Origin of the sequence: Leptothoe sp. EHU-05/26/07-4, assembly GCF_043421015.1 — a bacterium.
Taxonomy (GTDB): Bacteria; Cyanobacteriota; Cyanobacteriia; order Phormidesmidales; family Phormidesmidaceae; genus Leptothoe; species Leptothoe turfae.
Genome location: NZ_JAXSQV010000007.1, coordinates 1,843,435 through 1,858,498 on the forward strand (window position 1 = coordinate 1,843,435; position 15,064 = coordinate 1,858,498).

Annotated in this window: 17 protein-coding genes; 9 read left to right on the forward strand and 8 right to left on the reverse strand. The window is 48.7% G+C overall.

The features are described from left to right. Positions 1 to 7: 7 nt before the first annotated feature. From U2F10_RS32570 to U2F10_RS32580, 3 genes are read right to left on the reverse strand one after another with little or no spacing between them, the layout of a single operon-like run. On the reverse strand, positions 8 to 511 hold the full coding sequence (locus tag U2F10_RS32570; protein ID WP_250565872.1) for a hypothetical protein: 504 nt from the start codon (positions 509 to 511) through the stop codon (positions 8 to 10). After that, positions 504 to 818 (reverse strand): YtxH domain-containing protein, encoded by a 315-nt coding sequence (locus U2F10_RS32575; RefSeq protein WP_163671416.1) that lies wholly within the window; start codon positions 816 to 818, stop codon positions 504 to 506. Before U2F10_RS32575 ends, U2F10_RS32570 begins: the two co-directional genes overlap by 8 nt. 43 nt (positions 819 to 861) lie before the next feature. Continuing rightward, the gene (locus tag U2F10_RS32580; RefSeq protein WP_163700687.1) at positions 862 to 1,161 is read right to left on the reverse strand and encodes a hypothetical protein; all 300 of its coding nucleotides are present in this window, start codon (positions 1,159 to 1,161) and stop codon (positions 862 to 864) included. Positions 1,162 to 1,333: 172 nt separating this feature from the next. Here U2F10_RS32580 and U2F10_RS32585 point away from each other — a divergent pair, with 172 nt between their 5' ends. The 7 genes from U2F10_RS32585 (at position 1,334) to U2F10_RS32615 (ending at position 7,189) form a co-directional block, all read left to right on the forward strand. After that, positions 1,334 to 3,493: an S-layer homology domain-containing protein gene (locus U2F10_RS32585; protein WP_499874398.1), complete on the forward strand. Its 2,160-nt coding sequence runs from the start codon at positions 1,334 to 1,336 to the stop codon at positions 3,491 to 3,493. Between the two features lie 144 nt (positions 3,494 to 3,637). Next, positions 3,638 to 3,970 (forward strand): photosystem II reaction center protein Psb28, encoded by a 333-nt coding sequence (psb28, locus tag U2F10_RS32590; RefSeq protein ID WP_163671413.1) that lies wholly within the window; start codon positions 3,638 to 3,640, stop codon positions 3,968 to 3,970. 48 nt (positions 3,971 to 4,018) lie between these two features. Then, the gene (locus U2F10_RS32595) at positions 4,019 to 4,513 is read left to right on the forward strand and encodes a MogA/MoaB family molybdenum cofactor biosynthesis protein (protein WP_163671412.1); all 495 of its coding nucleotides are present in this window, start codon (positions 4,019 to 4,021) and stop codon (positions 4,511 to 4,513) included. 178 nt (positions 4,514 to 4,691) lie between these two features. After that, positions 4,692 to 5,387, forward strand: a complete 696-nt coding sequence (locus U2F10_RS32600; RefSeq protein ID WP_499061976.1) for a DUF4333 domain-containing protein — start codon at positions 4,692 to 4,694, stop codon at positions 5,385 to 5,387. 110 nt (positions 5,388 to 5,497) lie between these two features. Beyond that, positions 5,498 to 6,196, forward strand: coding sequence for a MotA/TolQ/ExbB proton channel family protein (locus U2F10_RS32605; RefSeq protein ID WP_163671410.1), 699 nt, complete (start codon positions 5,498 to 5,500; stop codon positions 6,194 to 6,196). Between the two features lie 141 nt (positions 6,197 to 6,337). Beyond that, on the forward strand, positions 6,338 to 6,772 hold the full coding sequence (locus U2F10_RS32610) for an ExbD/TolR family protein (protein ID WP_163671409.1): 435 nt from the start codon (positions 6,338 to 6,340) through the stop codon (positions 6,770 to 6,772). Between the two features lie 3 nt (positions 6,773 to 6,775). Next, positions 6,776 to 7,189: an ExbD/TolR family protein gene (locus U2F10_RS32615; protein WP_163671408.1), complete on the forward strand. Its 414-nt coding sequence runs from the start codon at positions 6,776 to 6,778 to the stop codon at positions 7,187 to 7,189. A gap of 370 nt (positions 7,190 to 7,559) precedes the next feature. On the opposite strand, the gene U2F10_RS32620 is transcribed toward U2F10_RS32615, so the two are convergent. Both U2F10_RS32620 and U2F10_RS32625 read right to left on the reverse strand, forming a co-directional pair. Beyond that, positions 7,560 to 8,243 carry a DVUA0089 family protein gene (locus U2F10_RS32620; protein ID WP_499061974.1) on the reverse strand — a complete coding sequence of 228 codons (684 nt, stop codon included), beginning with the start codon at positions 8,241 to 8,243 and terminating at the stop codon, positions 7,560 to 7,562. Positions 8,244 to 8,554: 311 nt separating this feature from the next. Further along, positions 8,555 to 8,713 carry a hypothetical protein gene (locus U2F10_RS32625; RefSeq protein ID WP_163671406.1) on the reverse strand — a complete coding sequence of 53 codons (159 nt, stop codon included), beginning with the start codon at positions 8,711 to 8,713 and terminating at the stop codon, positions 8,555 to 8,557. A gap of 186 nt (positions 8,714 to 8,899) precedes the next feature. Here U2F10_RS32625 and U2F10_RS32630 point away from each other — a divergent pair, with 186 nt between their 5' ends. Further along, on the forward strand, positions 8,900 to 9,211 hold the full coding sequence (locus U2F10_RS32630; protein ID WP_163671405.1) for a YkvA family protein: 312 nt from the start codon (positions 8,900 to 8,902) through the stop codon (positions 9,209 to 9,211). Here the strand turns inward: U2F10_RS32630 and U2F10_RS32635 are convergent. The 3 genes from U2F10_RS32635 to U2F10_RS32645 all read right to left on the reverse strand — a co-directional run bounded on the left by U2F10_RS32635 (position 9,208) and on the right by U2F10_RS32645 (position 13,490). Beyond that, positions 9,208 to 11,121 carry a peptide ABC transporter substrate-binding protein gene (locus U2F10_RS32635; protein ID WP_499874400.1) on the reverse strand — a complete coding sequence of 638 codons (1,914 nt, stop codon included), beginning with the start codon at positions 11,119 to 11,121 and terminating at the stop codon, positions 9,208 to 9,210. The two genes, U2F10_RS32630 and U2F10_RS32635, sit on opposite strands and share 4 nt — an antisense overlap. Positions 11,122 to 11,444: 323 nt before the next feature. Then, positions 11,445 to 11,792: a hypothetical protein gene (locus tag U2F10_RS32640; protein WP_163671403.1), complete on the reverse strand. Its 348-nt coding sequence runs from the start codon at positions 11,790 to 11,792 to the stop codon at positions 11,445 to 11,447. Positions 11,793 to 11,906: 114 nt separating this feature from the next. Next, a complete protein-coding gene (locus tag U2F10_RS32645; protein ID WP_163671402.1) occupies positions 11,907 to 13,490 on the reverse strand; it encodes a photosystem II high light acclimation radical SAM protein in 1,584 nt (527 codons plus the stop codon). 328 nt (positions 13,491 to 13,818) lie between these two features. Here U2F10_RS32645 and U2F10_RS32650 point away from each other — a divergent pair. Beyond that, a protein-coding gene (locus U2F10_RS32650; protein WP_431732065.1) for an IS630 family transposase occupies positions 13,819 to 14,846 on the forward strand; the annotation gives its coding sequence in 2 pieces (ribosomal slippage) (positions 13,819 to 14,248 and positions 14,248 to 14,846; 1,029 coding nt in all). The last annotated feature ends 218 nt before the right edge of the window (positions 14,847 to 15,064 follow it).

Below are 15,064 nucleotides of genomic sequence, written 5' to 3' on the forward strand. Positions count from 1 at the left end.
CCGTCAATCATTGACCAGGAAAGCGATCCTCGGACGTATTACTGGGAGGGCGCTGGGGCGATGTTGGTTGGACTTGGGATGAGGGGGGATGCGGCGGCTCAACAGGTTTGGGTGGTGGTGGTCGTCGTTTACGTTTACGCGCATTAGCTGGTTTGGTGAGGACCCGCCAGGCGGCCCTAAAGCCGACAGCCACACTGCGAGTTGAGCGTTTTACCTGAGACGCCTGCAGACGCACATCACTGAGACTTTGATCCACTTGTTTAACAATATTACGAGCACTGCTGACACTATCGGTCATGTCATCCGCCAGGTCACTCAGGTCAGCACCCGTGTGACGCATTGCCTCTAGGGTGCGGGGTAACTCGCGATCAAGGGTATCAAAGAATTTTTCAGCACTGCGGGCAGCCCTCGCCAGGCCAATCAACGCAGGAATGGACACACACACCAATGCGACTAGACCGAAACCTAGTAGCAGAATGGATAACCCTAGCCAAATTAAAGGATCAGTCACGCTTGGACTCGACCACCGTTTGAGCAAAGTCTTCTCGAGAAGCAGCTTGCCCAGCAATTAAGGCCTCTCTCAGTCGTTCCAGGGTGCTGTCCCAATTTTGCAACGTAGTATTGGACAGCCTATCGGCATGGAATTGCAGGCTAGTGGATAAATCTTCAATGATGTCAGGCACGGCATCCGCTGACTTTTTAAGAACCCTACGGGTATGTTTGCCGCTGCGGGGAGCGATCAGTAAACCGATGACGGTGCCGATGGCGGTACCAGCCAGCAGGCCACTGAGGAAGTGATCGGAGTTGTGTTGAGCCATGGGGAATGCGGGGAGTGGGGAGCAGGGAATGGGGCGTGAGGGGTTAGAAGCGGTGGCGACGTTGGCTAATCAGCCAAACACGCTGTAGGAATTTTGCAGTTTGAATGAGACGTCGCTGTTGTAGCTGCCATTTCAGATGAATCAGCTGCCATTGCCGTAGGTTGGTGCGTTGTACAGTAAAGGCTAGGGTTTGTTGGGCCAAGTTGTCCTCTAATAGTACTGTCCAACGTTGGAGATTTCGGTTGAGCTGGGCAACCTGGTGACCAAACCGAGCGACATGCCAGGTGAGAACAAGGCAGAGAATCGCGATCGCAACATTAGCTATGGCAATAACAATAAGCATGGCAGTTTAGGCATCGCAAGTGCCATTTTTGGAAGACAGAGACGCTAACGTGCTTATTTACTCGGAAATAGACTACAACGAAGATAAATTTTTCAGTCAGAATTATTAATCATAGGTCAACCGTTAGCGTTTACCTTTACCCTGAGTGGGTTAATCAATCAGTCTAGTGGCCATGGTGCAAGCTACTGCCTCTGTTTTATATGTCAATCATGCCAGCGGTGCCCAAGGTAATGGCACTCGCCAATCGCCGTTCAAAACCTTGACCCAGGCTTTGGATCGCGCCAGTTCTGGCACCACCATACAGCTAGAAGCGGGCACCTATGGCAGTGGCGAATCGTTTCCGCTGATTGTGGCCTCTGGAGTAACCGTTGTGGGTATTCATGGCACCGTGGCCATTCGAGGTGGAGGGGTGCTGGCAACGGAAGAATTTGGGGGCATGTCCGTCACGATGAAGTTAGAGGACCGCTCCCAGATCCGCAATGTCACAGTGACGAACCCACAATCGCAAGGTATAGGGGTGTGGCTAGAAGCTGGATCAGCGTTACTCACCCGCTGTCGATTTAAGGGGTGCGGGCGTGATGGTGTTTTTGCCACCGGGACTGCCATACCAGTGTTGCTGGCCAATGAATTCACCGAAAATCAGGCCAGCGGTCTGTTTATGGTGCGCAGGTCTAAAGGAGAAGTCCGACAAAACCGCTTTGAACAGACAGGGTATGGGGTGGCCATTAGCGATCAAGCAGCACCGCTAATTATTGATAACGAGGTGGTGAATAACAAAGCGGGCATTGTTCTGTCCCGTGCCGCTCGGCCAGTGCTACGGCAAAATCACATTCGGCGTAACGAAACGTCGGGATTATGGCTACAGGATACCGTGCAACCTGATGTAGGCCAGAGTCAGGACCTGGGCGAAAATGAGTTTCGAGACAATGGCCAGTGGGATATCCGCAACGAGAGTCGGCAACCCTTAACCAGTGCGGGTAATCATATCAACCCCAATCGAGTTAAAGGATCCGTTCGCTATGTGGCCAGTGAACTTCCCGATCCGGTAGCTGTGCCAGCAATGCTATTAGGCAAAGTGCCCCCCCAACCTGCCCCCCCGACACCGGAATCCCCTGCCCCCCCAACCCTCAATTTAGATAGCCGTTTTAGCGATGTGATTGGGCATTGGGCCGCTCCCTTTGTGGATGCCATGGCCGCAGCAGAACTCGTCAAAGGCTTTTTTGACGGTTCATTTCGCCCCAATGCATTGGTGACCAGAGCCGAGTTCGCTGCTCTGGTCATGGCGACATTTCCTGCGAGTGACGGTGACAATCGCCGGTTTAAGCCCTTTAGGGATGTCTCTTCTAATTTTTGGGCCCGTTCAGTGATTTATCAGGCTCAGGCCCAGGGCTTTATCGCTGGTTTTCCAGACAATACATTTCGGCCCAATGATCCCATGACCCGAGCCCAGTCCCTGGTGGCCCTGATTAATGGTTTGCGACTGAGCCAGGGTATGGCATCCGAACTCGGAGTATATCGGGATCGCGCCCAGGTGCCCCCCTATGCCGTTGAGGAAATTGCCATTGCTACCCGTCAAGGCATCGTGGTGAACTATCCCGATGTGGCAGAACTGCGACCGATGCAGCCCATTACTCGAGCTGAAACCACGGCTTTGGTTTATCAGTGCCTGGCCAATCTAGGTCGGATGCAGTCCCTGACGTCTCCATATATTGTGGAGCCAGCCAGAACCGCCGTTAGTAATAGTGTGGCTGCTGCCAGCAATACAATTGTCACCCACAGCCACTGGGCCGATGACTTCTGGCAGTCCCTCAAGGCGCACAATTTTCTAGAGCGGACCAGTGCTCCCGACGCCTCCATGACCCGTGCACAGTTTGCCAGTTTAGTGGTGGCTGCCTTTGCTCCGAAACCAAAACGTTATCCGGTTGCGTTTCGTGATGTACCTTCATCCCACTGGGCATCCCAGGCCATTCACACCGCCTATCGTGCCAAGTTCCTCTCAGGGTTTCCCGACTATACCTTTGCGCCAGAGCAGCCCATCTTAAAAATTCAGGTGCTGCTGGCTCTGGTTAGTGGCTTAGAGCTTACCGCTAAAGATACGGCTGGATTGCTTGCCCGTTATCAAGATAAATCCCAGGTCCCTCGCTATGCAGAAAGCGCGATCGCAATCGCCACCAAACTTGGTTTAGTCTTTAACTATCCTGACCTAGACCTGCTATCCCCTAACCAGGTGGCCACCTATGGTGAAGTGGCCGCTATGGTTTATCAAGGATTAGTGCTGCGAAAGCGCATGCCCCCCATCTTGTCTGACTACCAGGTGCACCCCCAGATGTAGGGTCATCCCATGGAACGTCCCTACATCAATACCTATGGACGAGGATTTTCAAAGAGTGTTTTAAACAACACTCATATGATGGGATGATGGAGCTTAATGCTTTTTAACAAATAGCCCATAGTCATTTAGTTAGAGGACAGCGCAATGGCAGAAATCCAATTTGCTCAGGGTGTAGCTGAGGAAGTCATTCCAGACGTGCGGCTCACCCGTGCTAAGGACGGTTCAGATGGCACTGCTACGTTCTACTTTGATAAACCCAAGGCCCTCGTGGAAGAAGGATTTGAGGTAACGGGTCTTTACCTGGTAGACGAAGAAGGCATGATGACCAGCCGCGAAGTAAACGCCAAGTTTATCAACGGCGCACCAGCTGGCTTAGAGGCACGTATACTGCTTAAGAGCCGCGATGAGTGGGATCGGTTTATGCGCTTTATGAATCGCTATGCCGAAGAGAAAGGATTAGGCTTTACGAAGAGTTAGTTTTGAGTTTTGTAGAGATTGCTCTTCTCGACGTTTTGACTATTATCCATGGCTACCCCCCATCCCGATCCAGATTTCACCCCAGCTATCTGCGGTGTCATTACTGTCAGTGATACACGTACGGTTGACACTGATAAAAGTGGACAGCTGATTAAGGTCAAACTGCGAGAGGCAGGCCATCGATTAGAAGCGTATCGGTTGGTGAAGGATGAGCCGGATCAAATAGCTGGCTTAGTAAAGCGCCTGGCTCCGACCGTAGATGTCATTATTTGTAATGGAGGGACTGGGATCGCCCCCAGGGATACCACATACGATGCGATCGCAACCCTATTAGTAAAAGAAATACCTGGCTTTGGCGAAATTTTTCGTCACCTTAGCTATGCTGAAATTGGCTCTAGAGCCATTGCCTCTAGGGCTACTGCCGGGGTGTATCAATCTACCCTGGTATTTTTGCTACCGGGCTCCAGCAATGGTGTTGCCCTGGCCATGGATACTTTGATTTTGCCGGAACTAAGGCATTTAATACGGCAGATGAAGGGATAGGTTATTAATGTAGAAACGTTCCATGGAACATCTCTATCTCGGAACGGTGTAGGTATCGATTTTGAGGAGAATCTCAGGGTTTTCCCCAATCACTCTAGGTTCTCTTAACCGGTCCTTTACCTGGCATCTGGGAGCCCCCGTTATAGTGAATCTTGGTCAACATTTGCGTTATCACAGAATGGTCGCCATCGTTCGGTTGGGGGCACTGCTAGGGTTAATTCTTCTCAGCAGTTGCTCACGACATTTGAATATGTCTCGGATAGAGACAGATATCCAGGATAACATTGAGCGCCAAGGGCGGCGGCTTACCCTGAAGGATGTAATTTGTCCAAATCGTGTCAAGCAACAGGCGGAAGCATATTTTCGCTGTGTCGGTGAACTGCCAGATGGTGGCCAGTTCACCATTAATGTGATTCAGCAGGATGATCAGGGCACGATCGCGTGGGATGTGCCCAGTTCTAAGGTGATCATTAATTTGGTATCCCTTGAGGAAAAAATTCAAGAGGATATCAGGGAAGCGTTGGGGAAAAGCTTGGCCGTGGATTGTCGCGATACATATCGCATTAATAAACGAGGCGATTCATTTGAGTGTGACGTAGTGGGTGCTGGCACGGTAGCTGCGGGTCGAGTCGAGTCAGTGCTGGTCAAAGTCAACGGCGAAAGCAATTTGGAATGGCAAGAGGTGATCGTTGGAGCAATTCCAACTGCTACACCCCAGCCAGGGACTGAAGGTAACGCCACACCCGCAGCTACCCCAGATGATGCAACAGCAGACGAAGATCCCCCAGATACATCGACGACGGCATCGAACCCTGGCACTGAGTCGAGTGCGGCGGGTGAAGAGACAGGGGAGAATGAAGGGGATCGCCCGTAGATTCGGCGGCGCTGCATTCAGTTTGTATCCACATTTTTGAATCGCGTTTTAATAGTTTCAATCGGTAAACGGCAGACCGGACAGGCAAACGTAATCCAGGAAATTCGGCTATGGCAACTGTATTTGATTTTCTAGCTAAGGGTGGCCCGGTGATGGTACCCATTGTTGGAGCTTCGGTGCTAACAATTTCATGCGCTCTAGAGCGGACACGTTTTTGGTCTGATCTGCTACGCCGTGAAGGCAAAATTGTCAGCGATGTTTTGGATGCAGCTAAACGGGATTTAAATGAGGCAGCTGCGATCGCAAATCAACACCACGATACCCCCATTGGCCGGTTTTTGTTTGCCCCCCTACGGTTAAACAACGCCTCCCCTGAAACCTTCCGCCTGGCCATGGAAACAGCGGCGGATCGTGAATTCGTTAAAATGCGCCAGGGTGAAAAACTACTAGAAACCATCGTTGCCATTTCGCCACTGCTAGGTCTGTTGGGTACGGTAACGGGTCTAATTGCCACCTTCTACAGCTTAAATATCGGCGGCAGCAGCGGCGGTGAAGGAGCCAGTGAAGCCGCAGCGGGTATTGGTGAAGCGCTGATCACAACAGCCGCCGGCATGGTGGTCGCGATTTTAGCGCTGCTAGTGCTGCGGATTTTGGTCTCTCTCCAGAGCCAACAGGCTGACTATTTCTCAGAAGCTGGTAACGAGCTAGAGCTAATCTATCGTCAAAATTGGTACGAGCCTGCATTGTTAGCCTCAGAGAATGGTCACTCTGTTGAAGAGCCATCAGTCTCAGCAACCTATCAATCATAATTTAGTTATTTGTTATTCGTTATTTGTTATCGGCCTCAAACAAATTTGTTTCGGTTCTACTGAATTAGAGACCCAATAACCAAGACCCAATAACCAAGACCTATCCCCCACCTGTATCTTGATACCCCCATCTAAACCTCCATGCCCTTAGGTAAACGCCGAGAAAGTAAAATCCCCACCATTGATTTGGTGCCGATGCTCACGGTAATGATGGGTGTGCTGGCATTTTTTGTGGTGATTTCGGTTTCTTTGGGCAGTGAACAGCTGATTGAAGTAGAACTCCCCCCAGAGCAGACAGAGGATGTGCCGCCAGACCAGTTACCCTCTGCTGATGAGATTTTCATTGTAGAGATGGATGAGAATCAGGAAACTTCGCTCAATGGCCAGCCGATTGATAGTACACAGCTAGCATTAGAGATTGACAACTACCTGCAGAAGAATCCTGATAAGACGGTTTATCTGGTACCGGATCAGGAGCTGCCCTATGAGAACGTTATGCAGTTTCTAGGAGATATGCGTGCGGTCGGTGGTGACCAGGTCTCTCTGGCGTTAGAGGATGCGGAGGAGGAGGAGTAGAAGATGGGCTTACGATCTCGCCATGGAAATTCTGGAGTGCCTGAGGTAAATCTGGTACCGATGATGGATGTGTTGATGACGGTTCTGACGTTTTTTGTCATCATCTCCATGGAACTCAGCGGTGTACAGATTTTTGGAGTGAGTTTGCCCCAGGCAGTCTCTGGTGTAGATGAAGAGGTAGTTGAAAAGATTGAGCCATTGGTAATCGGTCTGCGAGAAGATGGCCAGGCGGTTTATGAAGATAAGCCGATAACAACTCCAGCATTGGCTCCTATTATCCAAAGCTATTTTGCCGAAAACCCAGACGGGTTTGTCATGCTCAAGGCAGATCGCACATTGCCCTATGCCGATGTGGCGAAACTCCTGGCAGACCTGCGGGGTATTGGTGGTAAGCGAGTTTCTTTGGCGGTTGAATAAAAAGAGTCAACAACACTGTTATTGTTGCAAAAAATAATGCAGTGTTGTATTTAAATCGTTAGAGAAAAACAGAAGAGATTAGCAACAATAGTAAATAAAAACTGTTGTGGTAGGTTTTTATGCCGCTGAGTTGTGATATTAGTTCCTTGAGCGATATCCATTGGCACATGCTACGGAGCAGAGTTTCAGGCCAGACAAAAGCAAGGCTACTATATAAAATCTGGCATTGCTGATCCTCAGGATGACTGTAGTTGTGAGATACCATTCAATAGCAATGGCTCTAGACCGGTTTATCCCCTAAATCAGCCATCGCTAAAATACCGTTGCTGACTACAGAATGAATCAGCAACGGCATGATTGGGAGGTGAATTTACGTTTGGCGACGGCGATGTACAAGTGCACCTACACCGGCTAAAGCAAATGCCAATGTGGTTGCAGGCTCAGGTACCTGAGTCGGTGGATTAGTTTCTCCCTCATCAGGTTCTGATGGGGGTAGGACACCAAGGATATCCAATGCCCACTCATTGGTACGAACATCACCAGTAAAGTCACAAAACATACTGTCAGTTGTACACCGTGCAAAGTTACTGGTGAAGTTGGCATTACCCTCCTGTCTGAAGCCATCAGCCAGGTTGGTGGTGTTGCTAAAGTTGTTATACTGCGTCAATGCCAGTGTGTAGTCGCCAGCCTTTAGCACAATATCCAGGAAGCCGTCATAGGCCCTACCAGTGGTAGGGTCATTAGCAACTGTGCCAGACTCATCATCGTCACTTAAGAAGATAAAATTCCCGTCACCATCAAACAAAGACAACACAGGATCAAAACCGCCTGCATCAATGAACGTTCCATCTGCTTGAGTACCACCTGCGTAAGAGTAAGTTCTGAGGGTGACTGCTGATTCTGTAGCTATGCTGAAATCAAACAGCTGTACATCATCATCTTGAGCGAATGTGCCACGGAGGGAAAAATCGACAGCCAAAGCTGCACTAGTCATACCAAGCGTGGTCACTATCGCACCAGTGACCACCCCCATTAGGGCTGACAATGGTTTCATAAGACTGTTTTTAAGGAATGTTTAGGCGCTTAGACAGCTGCTTGCTGATCTGTAGGGTAGATTTGCCTGTGAGGTGATGAATATATAAAAGCGTTTACTGCAGCAACGGTAGACATCTAAAAGCAGTAGTTTGAGATGATGTGCTCGCCTGATATTGCCAACTTATTTCAAATGAACAGGTATCAACAACCCAGAGTGTGCAACTTTAATAAGAACTCAATTAATCTTTGCAAGATATGAAATTCTTCTATGATTGGTAGTTATTGCCGGAGAAAGACGGCGAAGGCTTGTTCAGCCTTCGTTTCCGTAGTTCAGTGGGTAAGGATGTAGCGAATGATATGCCCGTTATCTGCCTGGGAGCCAAAGCTACTGACAAACTGCCCCTGACCGCCTGTTTCTAGCTGCTTGAGTATGGTTGCATAGACTCCAGCCGTAGTACTGCCCACATTGGGATTACTCAATAGCCCCATAGGTAAAAACAACTGAAGCAGAACGACAGGCTCATAAGCTGATAGTATTCCCTATCAAGCAAAGGCCAATGAACTAGCAAGCCGAGCATTTCATAGCATCAGTATTGAGTAAAGCTGAATTTTTTTCCCTATGATCTCGTCTTTTTAAGGGAAATGGCATCATTAGATAATGCGTTAAAGATTTCTATGAAGCAACTGGTTGAATCGTTTTACGCCTTATATCGCAGCGGCTTACGCAATCCTAAATATCGCTGGTTGATTATTTTTGGGACATTGACTTACATATTAAGTCCCCTTGATATTTCTCCCGATTTGCTTCCCATTGTCGGTTGGATTGACGATGGGGTTTTAATTACTCTGTTGTTGACCGAAGTTTTTTATCTATTTCAGGGGGCCTTCAGCTCCTCTGATCAGGATATGGTTGACGAGCAGACCCCGGCCAACGAAGATGATGACGAAGGCGTGGTCATAGATGTCAAAGCTCAAGAGGTTCCTTAAGGGGCTTGATCTTCTGATTCGTTGTCTGGTTCGGATTCTTCAGAGGATTGTTCTACGTCCTGACTATCAATAATATCTATATCTTTGCTGTTGGCTTCCTCTGAAGGCATGTCTGCATTATTTTCAACAGACTCCACGGGTCGCCAGTTGGCAATATCCCAGGTACTTGCATCCCAGGGCGTAAAATTATAGCCAGTAATACGATAGCTAACGGCATTGGAGAGCGCCCGATGCACAATGGGTAACACTGCCACATCGTCCGCTAACATCTGATCCATTTGCCGAAATAGTTCGTTGCGCTTATCGGCATCACGTTCCTGGCGGGCCGTATTCCACAGTTTGTCGTACTCTGCATTGCAATAGCGGGCATTGTTGGGTTTTTGCCAGTTGTTGGCCAGTGCCGCAATGTTGTCGCAGGTCCACCAGCCCATGTAAATCGTAGGATCAGGGATGTCATTGCCGATGGCATATTCCTGCATGTCGGCATAGAAATGGTTGATGCTGTTGGTTTGCTCTGGGTCAGCAGAGAAAAAATCCTCAGTGCGGACCCGCTCAATCAAGATGTCAATGCCGATGGCTGCTAGCTGCTCTTGGACAAGACTTTGGGTGGCCTGGCGAATCGTGCCGATGGAGGTTTGGAAGAGCAGCTGTAGGGGTTGGTCGTTGCGATCTCGAATACCATCGTCATCGCTATCGACCCAACCGGCTTCTTCCAAAAGCTCCTTGGCCTTCTCCACATCATGGTTAAAATCAATCAGCTCATCTTCCGCAGGCGTTGGTGCCATCAATAACTGAGAGGTGGGAATCCCCAAATCTCCATAGAGCTGGTCAACGATGGCCTGTCGATCAATGCCATAGTCAATCGCCTGTCGGACCCTCACATCTTGCAAAATTGGGTGAGGGAATTCCTTACTCGCGCGTTCTTTGGCCTCAGTTTCTTGATCAGGATCAGCAAAATTCAACATAATGCGCTCCACCTGGCTACCAAAGGTAAGCACGAGCCCACCGGCTTCACCGGTTTGCACTAAATCCACTAAGGCCGCTGACTCTAGCTGAATATTATGGGCAAAATCGGCTGTTCCATCTCGCAGGACATCGCGGGCAGCCACATAGGGCGGAACATTACCCAAAATTTCGATGCGCTTAAAGCCCCCCACAGGTTGACGATAAAGCTCATTGGGGACAAACAACAAACGGCCATTGGCCTCAGTCAAATAGCGATAGGGACCAGTGCCCACCGGTTGAAAGTTAGCTGGAGCTTCCCGAGCCTTACGGCTGTTGAAATCTTTGAATAAATGTTCTGGCAAAATCAATCCATTTAGACCAGTAAACGGCATTTGCCAGCTGGCTGTCGGCTGTTTAAACGTAATTTTTACCGTATGGTCGTCAGTGGCTTCTACCGATTCAATATCTTGGTAGTACTGAGCCGTAACCGCAGCAACGGTGGGATTAGCAATAAATTTATAGGTGAAAGCGACATCTTCAGCAGTTAAGGCTTCTCCATCTGACCATCGCAGGGTTTCTTTCAGCTTCCAGGTAACGGAGAGGCCATCCTCACTAACACCCCCATTGTCTAGAGAGGGGATTTCAGCCGCCAAAACCGGGATAAGCTCCCCATCAGGGCCATAGCTGGCCAGCGGCTCATAGATAATACGCGCCACTTCGAAGTCTTGGAAGCCAGTCGCTAAGTGAGGATTAAGGGTAACAGGAGCCCGACCATAAATCAGCGTTAACACCTCTGGAGGAGCTACGTACTCTTCAAGGGAGTCATCATGGGGAGAATCAGTGGATGACACAGGCTGTACAGGTTGTTGGCATCCAGTAATCAGTACCGATAATGCCAATAGACTGGCCATCCTTTTTTGCACGAGGGGCAGTTGCCGTAAGGATTGGGACCAGGAAAAAAGCATGTGTACGTTATGGAATCAGTGTGACCATGTTTGATAGTAACTGCTGCTGCCACCAAGTTGCTGGTGGCGAATCACAGCAAAGTTGTAGCCAGAACACTATGGGATTTCTCCTGACCACTGTCCATTTCTTAGAAGACCTAATTGGTAGATGCACCCTGATGTCCTCCCCGGTGGAGTAATCCACTGGGGAGTTTTTTTGCTTTTATGGACATCTCAAACCAGTCGTTGGTAGCGATTTGACTGGGTTTGAAAAATTTTTATGCTAAATACCAGAAGGCACCTGGTGGCCCACCAGGTGCCTTCTGGTATTGAAGGGAGCAGCCTTACTCTGCTACAGGAGCTTCAACTTCAGCAGTAGCCTTATCAGCCTCATCGGTGGCGGCTTCAGCAGTTACTGCTTCAGTTTCTGTAGCCTCAGTTTCTGTAGCTTCAGTTTCTGAAGCCTCTTCGCTAACGTCAGGTTCAGGCTCAGGCTCAACTTTCTGAGTGGGTTTAGGACCTCGCATCAAAGCTGGGTTGATAGGCGGCTTTTTCCGATCGTCCTTATCGCGCTTGCCTTTACCCTTGCCCTTACCTCTGCCTTTGCCTTTAGCTCTTTCCTTATTCTCTGAAGGTTTACGGTCCCTATCCTCTGGGGGACGATCTTTCTTCAGAATTGGTTTATCTACCATGGCACTCCGTCAATTCCTGCCTAGTGATCCTAACATTTGCTTAATGATTTACTTTGGTGGCTTTTTGCATACCCAACAGTGAATCCAACTTTGAAGATAACCACACTATCGAGACTATTGAGCGATGAGTTCTGGTTGCTTATCGACTAACGTTGGTTTCACAGGAGCTGTTAACGCTTCTTCCAGCGGGGCCAGACCGAGACGGTCCTCCAAAATATCCATCACTTCTCGACCAAAGTCGTTGGGGTTTTGACGAAAAGCCTGCAAGCACACATCGCCAAAGAAAGCACCCAGGGGTTCTGGATTCCAGAGCAGTTTATTCGCAACCCAGGGGAGATAGATGGCCAGCGGATTGTAGTCCTTCTTGAGAAGATTGTTCTCAAACGCGTAGGTTTCTAAATGGGTATGGGGTTGCAAACCAATAAAGAAAATTGCGGGTTCTACCTTATCGCGACCAAAAATTGCTTCTAGGGCACGATGATACGCCAGGGTCTGGCGTACGGTTTCCATCCGCTCATCGATCACATTGAAGGAGTAATTAACCGAAACTAGATCATTAAACCCGGCGGCTTTAAGGTCGCGGCAGTTTTGCAAAACAGTACGTAGGTTATACCCCATGCGCATCTTACGAACCAGTTCTTGAGAGCCACTGGTAATGCCAATCTCAAAATAGTTCATCCCGGTTTTGACCATCAGATCGCACAGCTCAGGTGTGAGATTATCAGCCCGGATATAGGCGGCCCAGTGGATATCCTTCATACCTGAGTCAATGATTTTTTGTAGGAGCTCAACGGCATCGTCAATAAAGCGACGAGCCGGAATAAATTGAGCATCGGTAAACCAGAAGTTACGGATACCACGGTCGTATAGCTGTTGCATTTCCTTAACGACTTCGTCGGATGGATTAATGCGTACCTGCTTGCCTTCTACAACGGTGTAGACACAGTAGCAACAGTTATGGGGACAGCCTCGTTTGGTTTGAACGCCAATGTAAAAATCGTTTTCCTGGAGATAGTAGTTAAATTCAGGCCAGATTTTTTCGATATAGGCGTAATCGCACGCGCTTTTCTCAATAGCAGTTGGCCATTCATGAATGAGACGTTCGCGGGGCTCTGTTTCACCAACGACGTAGCAGCGTTCACCACTGATGGATTCCTTGCGAACTAGTTTTTCTAGCAGTAATTCGCCTTCACCGACGGAAACAATCGTGCCCTTAGGCATCCATGAGGCGACTTGCTCATAGAAAACGCTAACAGCACCACCACCCACCACCAATTTTGCATCAGGGCAGTAGCGCTTAGCCCGTTTAAAGCCTCGTTTAATCAGACCAGTATTTTGCCAGAGTTCATTCATGTAGGTGGCAACCATTCGCACTCCCCCCAGGGCCCCACGCATCTTAACTAGGGGGTTGCGGGCGTAGTTGAACTCGAAGGCATTTTGTAAGGGATTGCCGCCACGTCCACCAACCGGTGCATAGATTTGAATATCCCGCCAAGAAAAGACCAAAACGTTAGGCTGAAAATTATCAATGCAGCGATCTAGTGCTGAGCCGAAGTCCAGGGCTGGGAATGTCCCCAAATCAAAGATACGTTGCTCTATATCGGGAAAGACCTTGTGAAGGTGGTCTGCCAAGTACACAACCCCGATGGGAAAAATAGGGTTACACGGAAGTCGGACGTATAGAACGCGGTTAGCCATTACTGCACTGGTTGCCTAATGTTACGTAGCGTAAAAAAATGAAGTGAGTTTTCAGTTTTTTCACATATCGTTACGATAACATTGCTGTTCTGAGATTTCATCGCTGCCGTACATCCCCCAAGGTGACCAACACTCCCAAAACCATGGTGTCTAAGGCAAAGGATTGAAAAACCAGGTAGCAAGGAATTTAACTTCTCAATCCACTATAGTCATCCGTCTTGATTCTTGAGGGTAGATCGGTATGATCTGAGAAATTGTATTCATCAGAGCATGTTCCCCCCGTATCGTTATGAGTTCGGAGATACCAGTATCCAGTCAAACCGCAGCCATCGAAGAATTGAAAACCTTCATCAAGACGCAACGTGATGGTCGTCAGGTGAAGAAAGCCCTAGCAGTTAAACTGCTCTATCAGGGGCATACCTACGAATCGATTATCAGTATTCTCGACGTGTCGATGGGCTTCATTGCAAACTGGAAGCAGCGATACGAGGCCGAGGGACTCAGCAGCTTTGCACCGCGTCATAAAGGTCGTCAAAGCTATCTGAGTGCTGCTCAAAAGGCCGCTGTTATCGAGTGGCTCGGGACCAAAGCTATCTGGACACTGAATGAATTGGAGTATCACCTGGCCAGTGAATATGGGGTCAGCTATGAGTCCAAACAGAGTTACTACGACTTATTCGAGACCGCTGGTCTGAGTTGGAAGAAAACCAGCAAGGTCAACCCCAAAACCGATCCCGCTCTAGTGGCTAAAAAAAAGCCGACATCCAACGGCTATTGGCACGCTACCGCACCGAGATTGAATGTGGCCAAGTGAGGGTGTTGTTTGTCGATGAATGTCATCTGATGAGTGGGGATCTCGAAGGCTACGTTTGGGGACGTCGAAATCAGCGCGTTGAGGTCCCGATTGTCAATGAACGCGACCGGCAGACGTACTATGGGGCCTTGGACCTGCTGAGTAAACGCGTTTTCGTTGAGGCCCACGCTGCCGGCAATACGACCTGTACATTGGCCTATCTCAAGTTCTTGCAGCGTCAGTTTCCAAACCAGCGCTTGATTATTCTATGGGATGGAGCCAGTTATCATCGTTCTCAGGAGATTCAAGCGTGCTTAAACGAGCTCAATGAAGGACTGCCAGAATCCCAGTGGCGTATCCACTGCATTCGCTTTGCGCCCAACGACCCAACTCAAAATCCGATTGAGGATGTTTGGTTACAAGCCAAGACCTGGGTCAGACAGATGGCTGGATTGAAGCCGTCATTCACTGGCCTCAAAGCTCTATTTGAGCAGTTTTGTGCCCTGGAACTCTTTGACTTTCCCAAAATGCATATGTATGGAACATTCTCACCAATCAAATAGGAACGCTATAGTGATTTTTTTGTATCGATTAAAGCAGTATAAATGTCATCTTATCTGAACATTTAGTGACACTTCTTAAGCTCATATAAACTCATAAAGGTAGTACGTGAATTCCCTTACATTAGCTAAAAAAATAAAAATAATTGGGTGTTTCAAGAGTAATAGGCTGAGTTTTGGAATATCTTATTTCATTGCTTTTAATTGTTCATTATTAAAAT

Coding starts and splice junctions, on each gene's coding strand:
- U2F10_RS32575 (WP_163671416.1), bottom strand. CDS start 818: ATGGCTCAACACAACTCCGATCACTTCCTCAGTGGCCTGCTGGCTGGT.
- U2F10_RS32580 (WP_163700687.1), bottom strand. CDS start 1,161: ATGCTTATTGTTATTGCCATAGCTAATGTTGCGATCGCGATTCTCTGC.
- U2F10_RS32585 (WP_499874398.1), top strand. CDS start 1,334: ATGGTGCAAGCTACTGCCTCTGTTTTATATGTCAATCATGCCAGCGGT.
- psb28 (WP_163671413.1), top strand. CDS start 3,638: ATGGCAGAAATCCAATTTGCTCAGGGTGTAGCTGAGGAAGTCATTCCA.
- U2F10_RS32595 (WP_163671412.1), top strand. CDS start 4,019: ATGGCTACCCCCCATCCCGATCCAGATTTCACCCCAGCTATCTGCGGT.
- U2F10_RS32600 (WP_499061976.1), top strand. CDS start 4,692: ATGGTCGCCATCGTTCGGTTGGGGGCACTGCTAGGGTTAATTCTTCTC.
- U2F10_RS32605 (WP_163671410.1), top strand. CDS start 5,498: ATGGCAACTGTATTTGATTTTCTAGCTAAGGGTGGCCCGGTGATGGTA.
- U2F10_RS32610 (WP_163671409.1), top strand. CDS start 6,338: ATGCCCTTAGGTAAACGCCGAGAAAGTAAAATCCCCACCATTGATTTG.
- U2F10_RS32615 (WP_163671408.1), top strand. CDS start 6,776: ATGGGCTTACGATCTCGCCATGGAAATTCTGGAGTGCCTGAGGTAAAT.
- U2F10_RS32620 (WP_499061974.1), bottom strand. CDS start 8,243: ATGAAACCATTGTCAGCCCTAATGGGGGTGGTCACTGGTGCGATAGTG.
- U2F10_RS32625 (WP_163671406.1), bottom strand. CDS start 8,713: ATGGGGCTATTGAGTAATCCCAATGTGGGCAGTACTACGGCTGGAGTC.
- U2F10_RS32630 (WP_163671405.1), top strand. CDS start 8,900: ATGAAGCAACTGGTTGAATCGTTTTACGCCTTATATCGCAGCGGCTTA.
- U2F10_RS32635 (WP_499874400.1), bottom strand. CDS start 11,121: ATGCTTTTTTCCTGGTCCCAATCCTTACGGCAACTGCCCCTCGTGCAA.
- U2F10_RS32640 (WP_163671403.1), bottom strand. CDS start 11,792: ATGGTAGATAAACCAATTCTGAAGAAAGATCGTCCCCCAGAGGATAGG.
- U2F10_RS32645 (WP_163671402.1), bottom strand. CDS start 13,490: ATGGCTAACCGCGTTCTATACGTCCGACTTCCGTGTAACCCTATTTTT.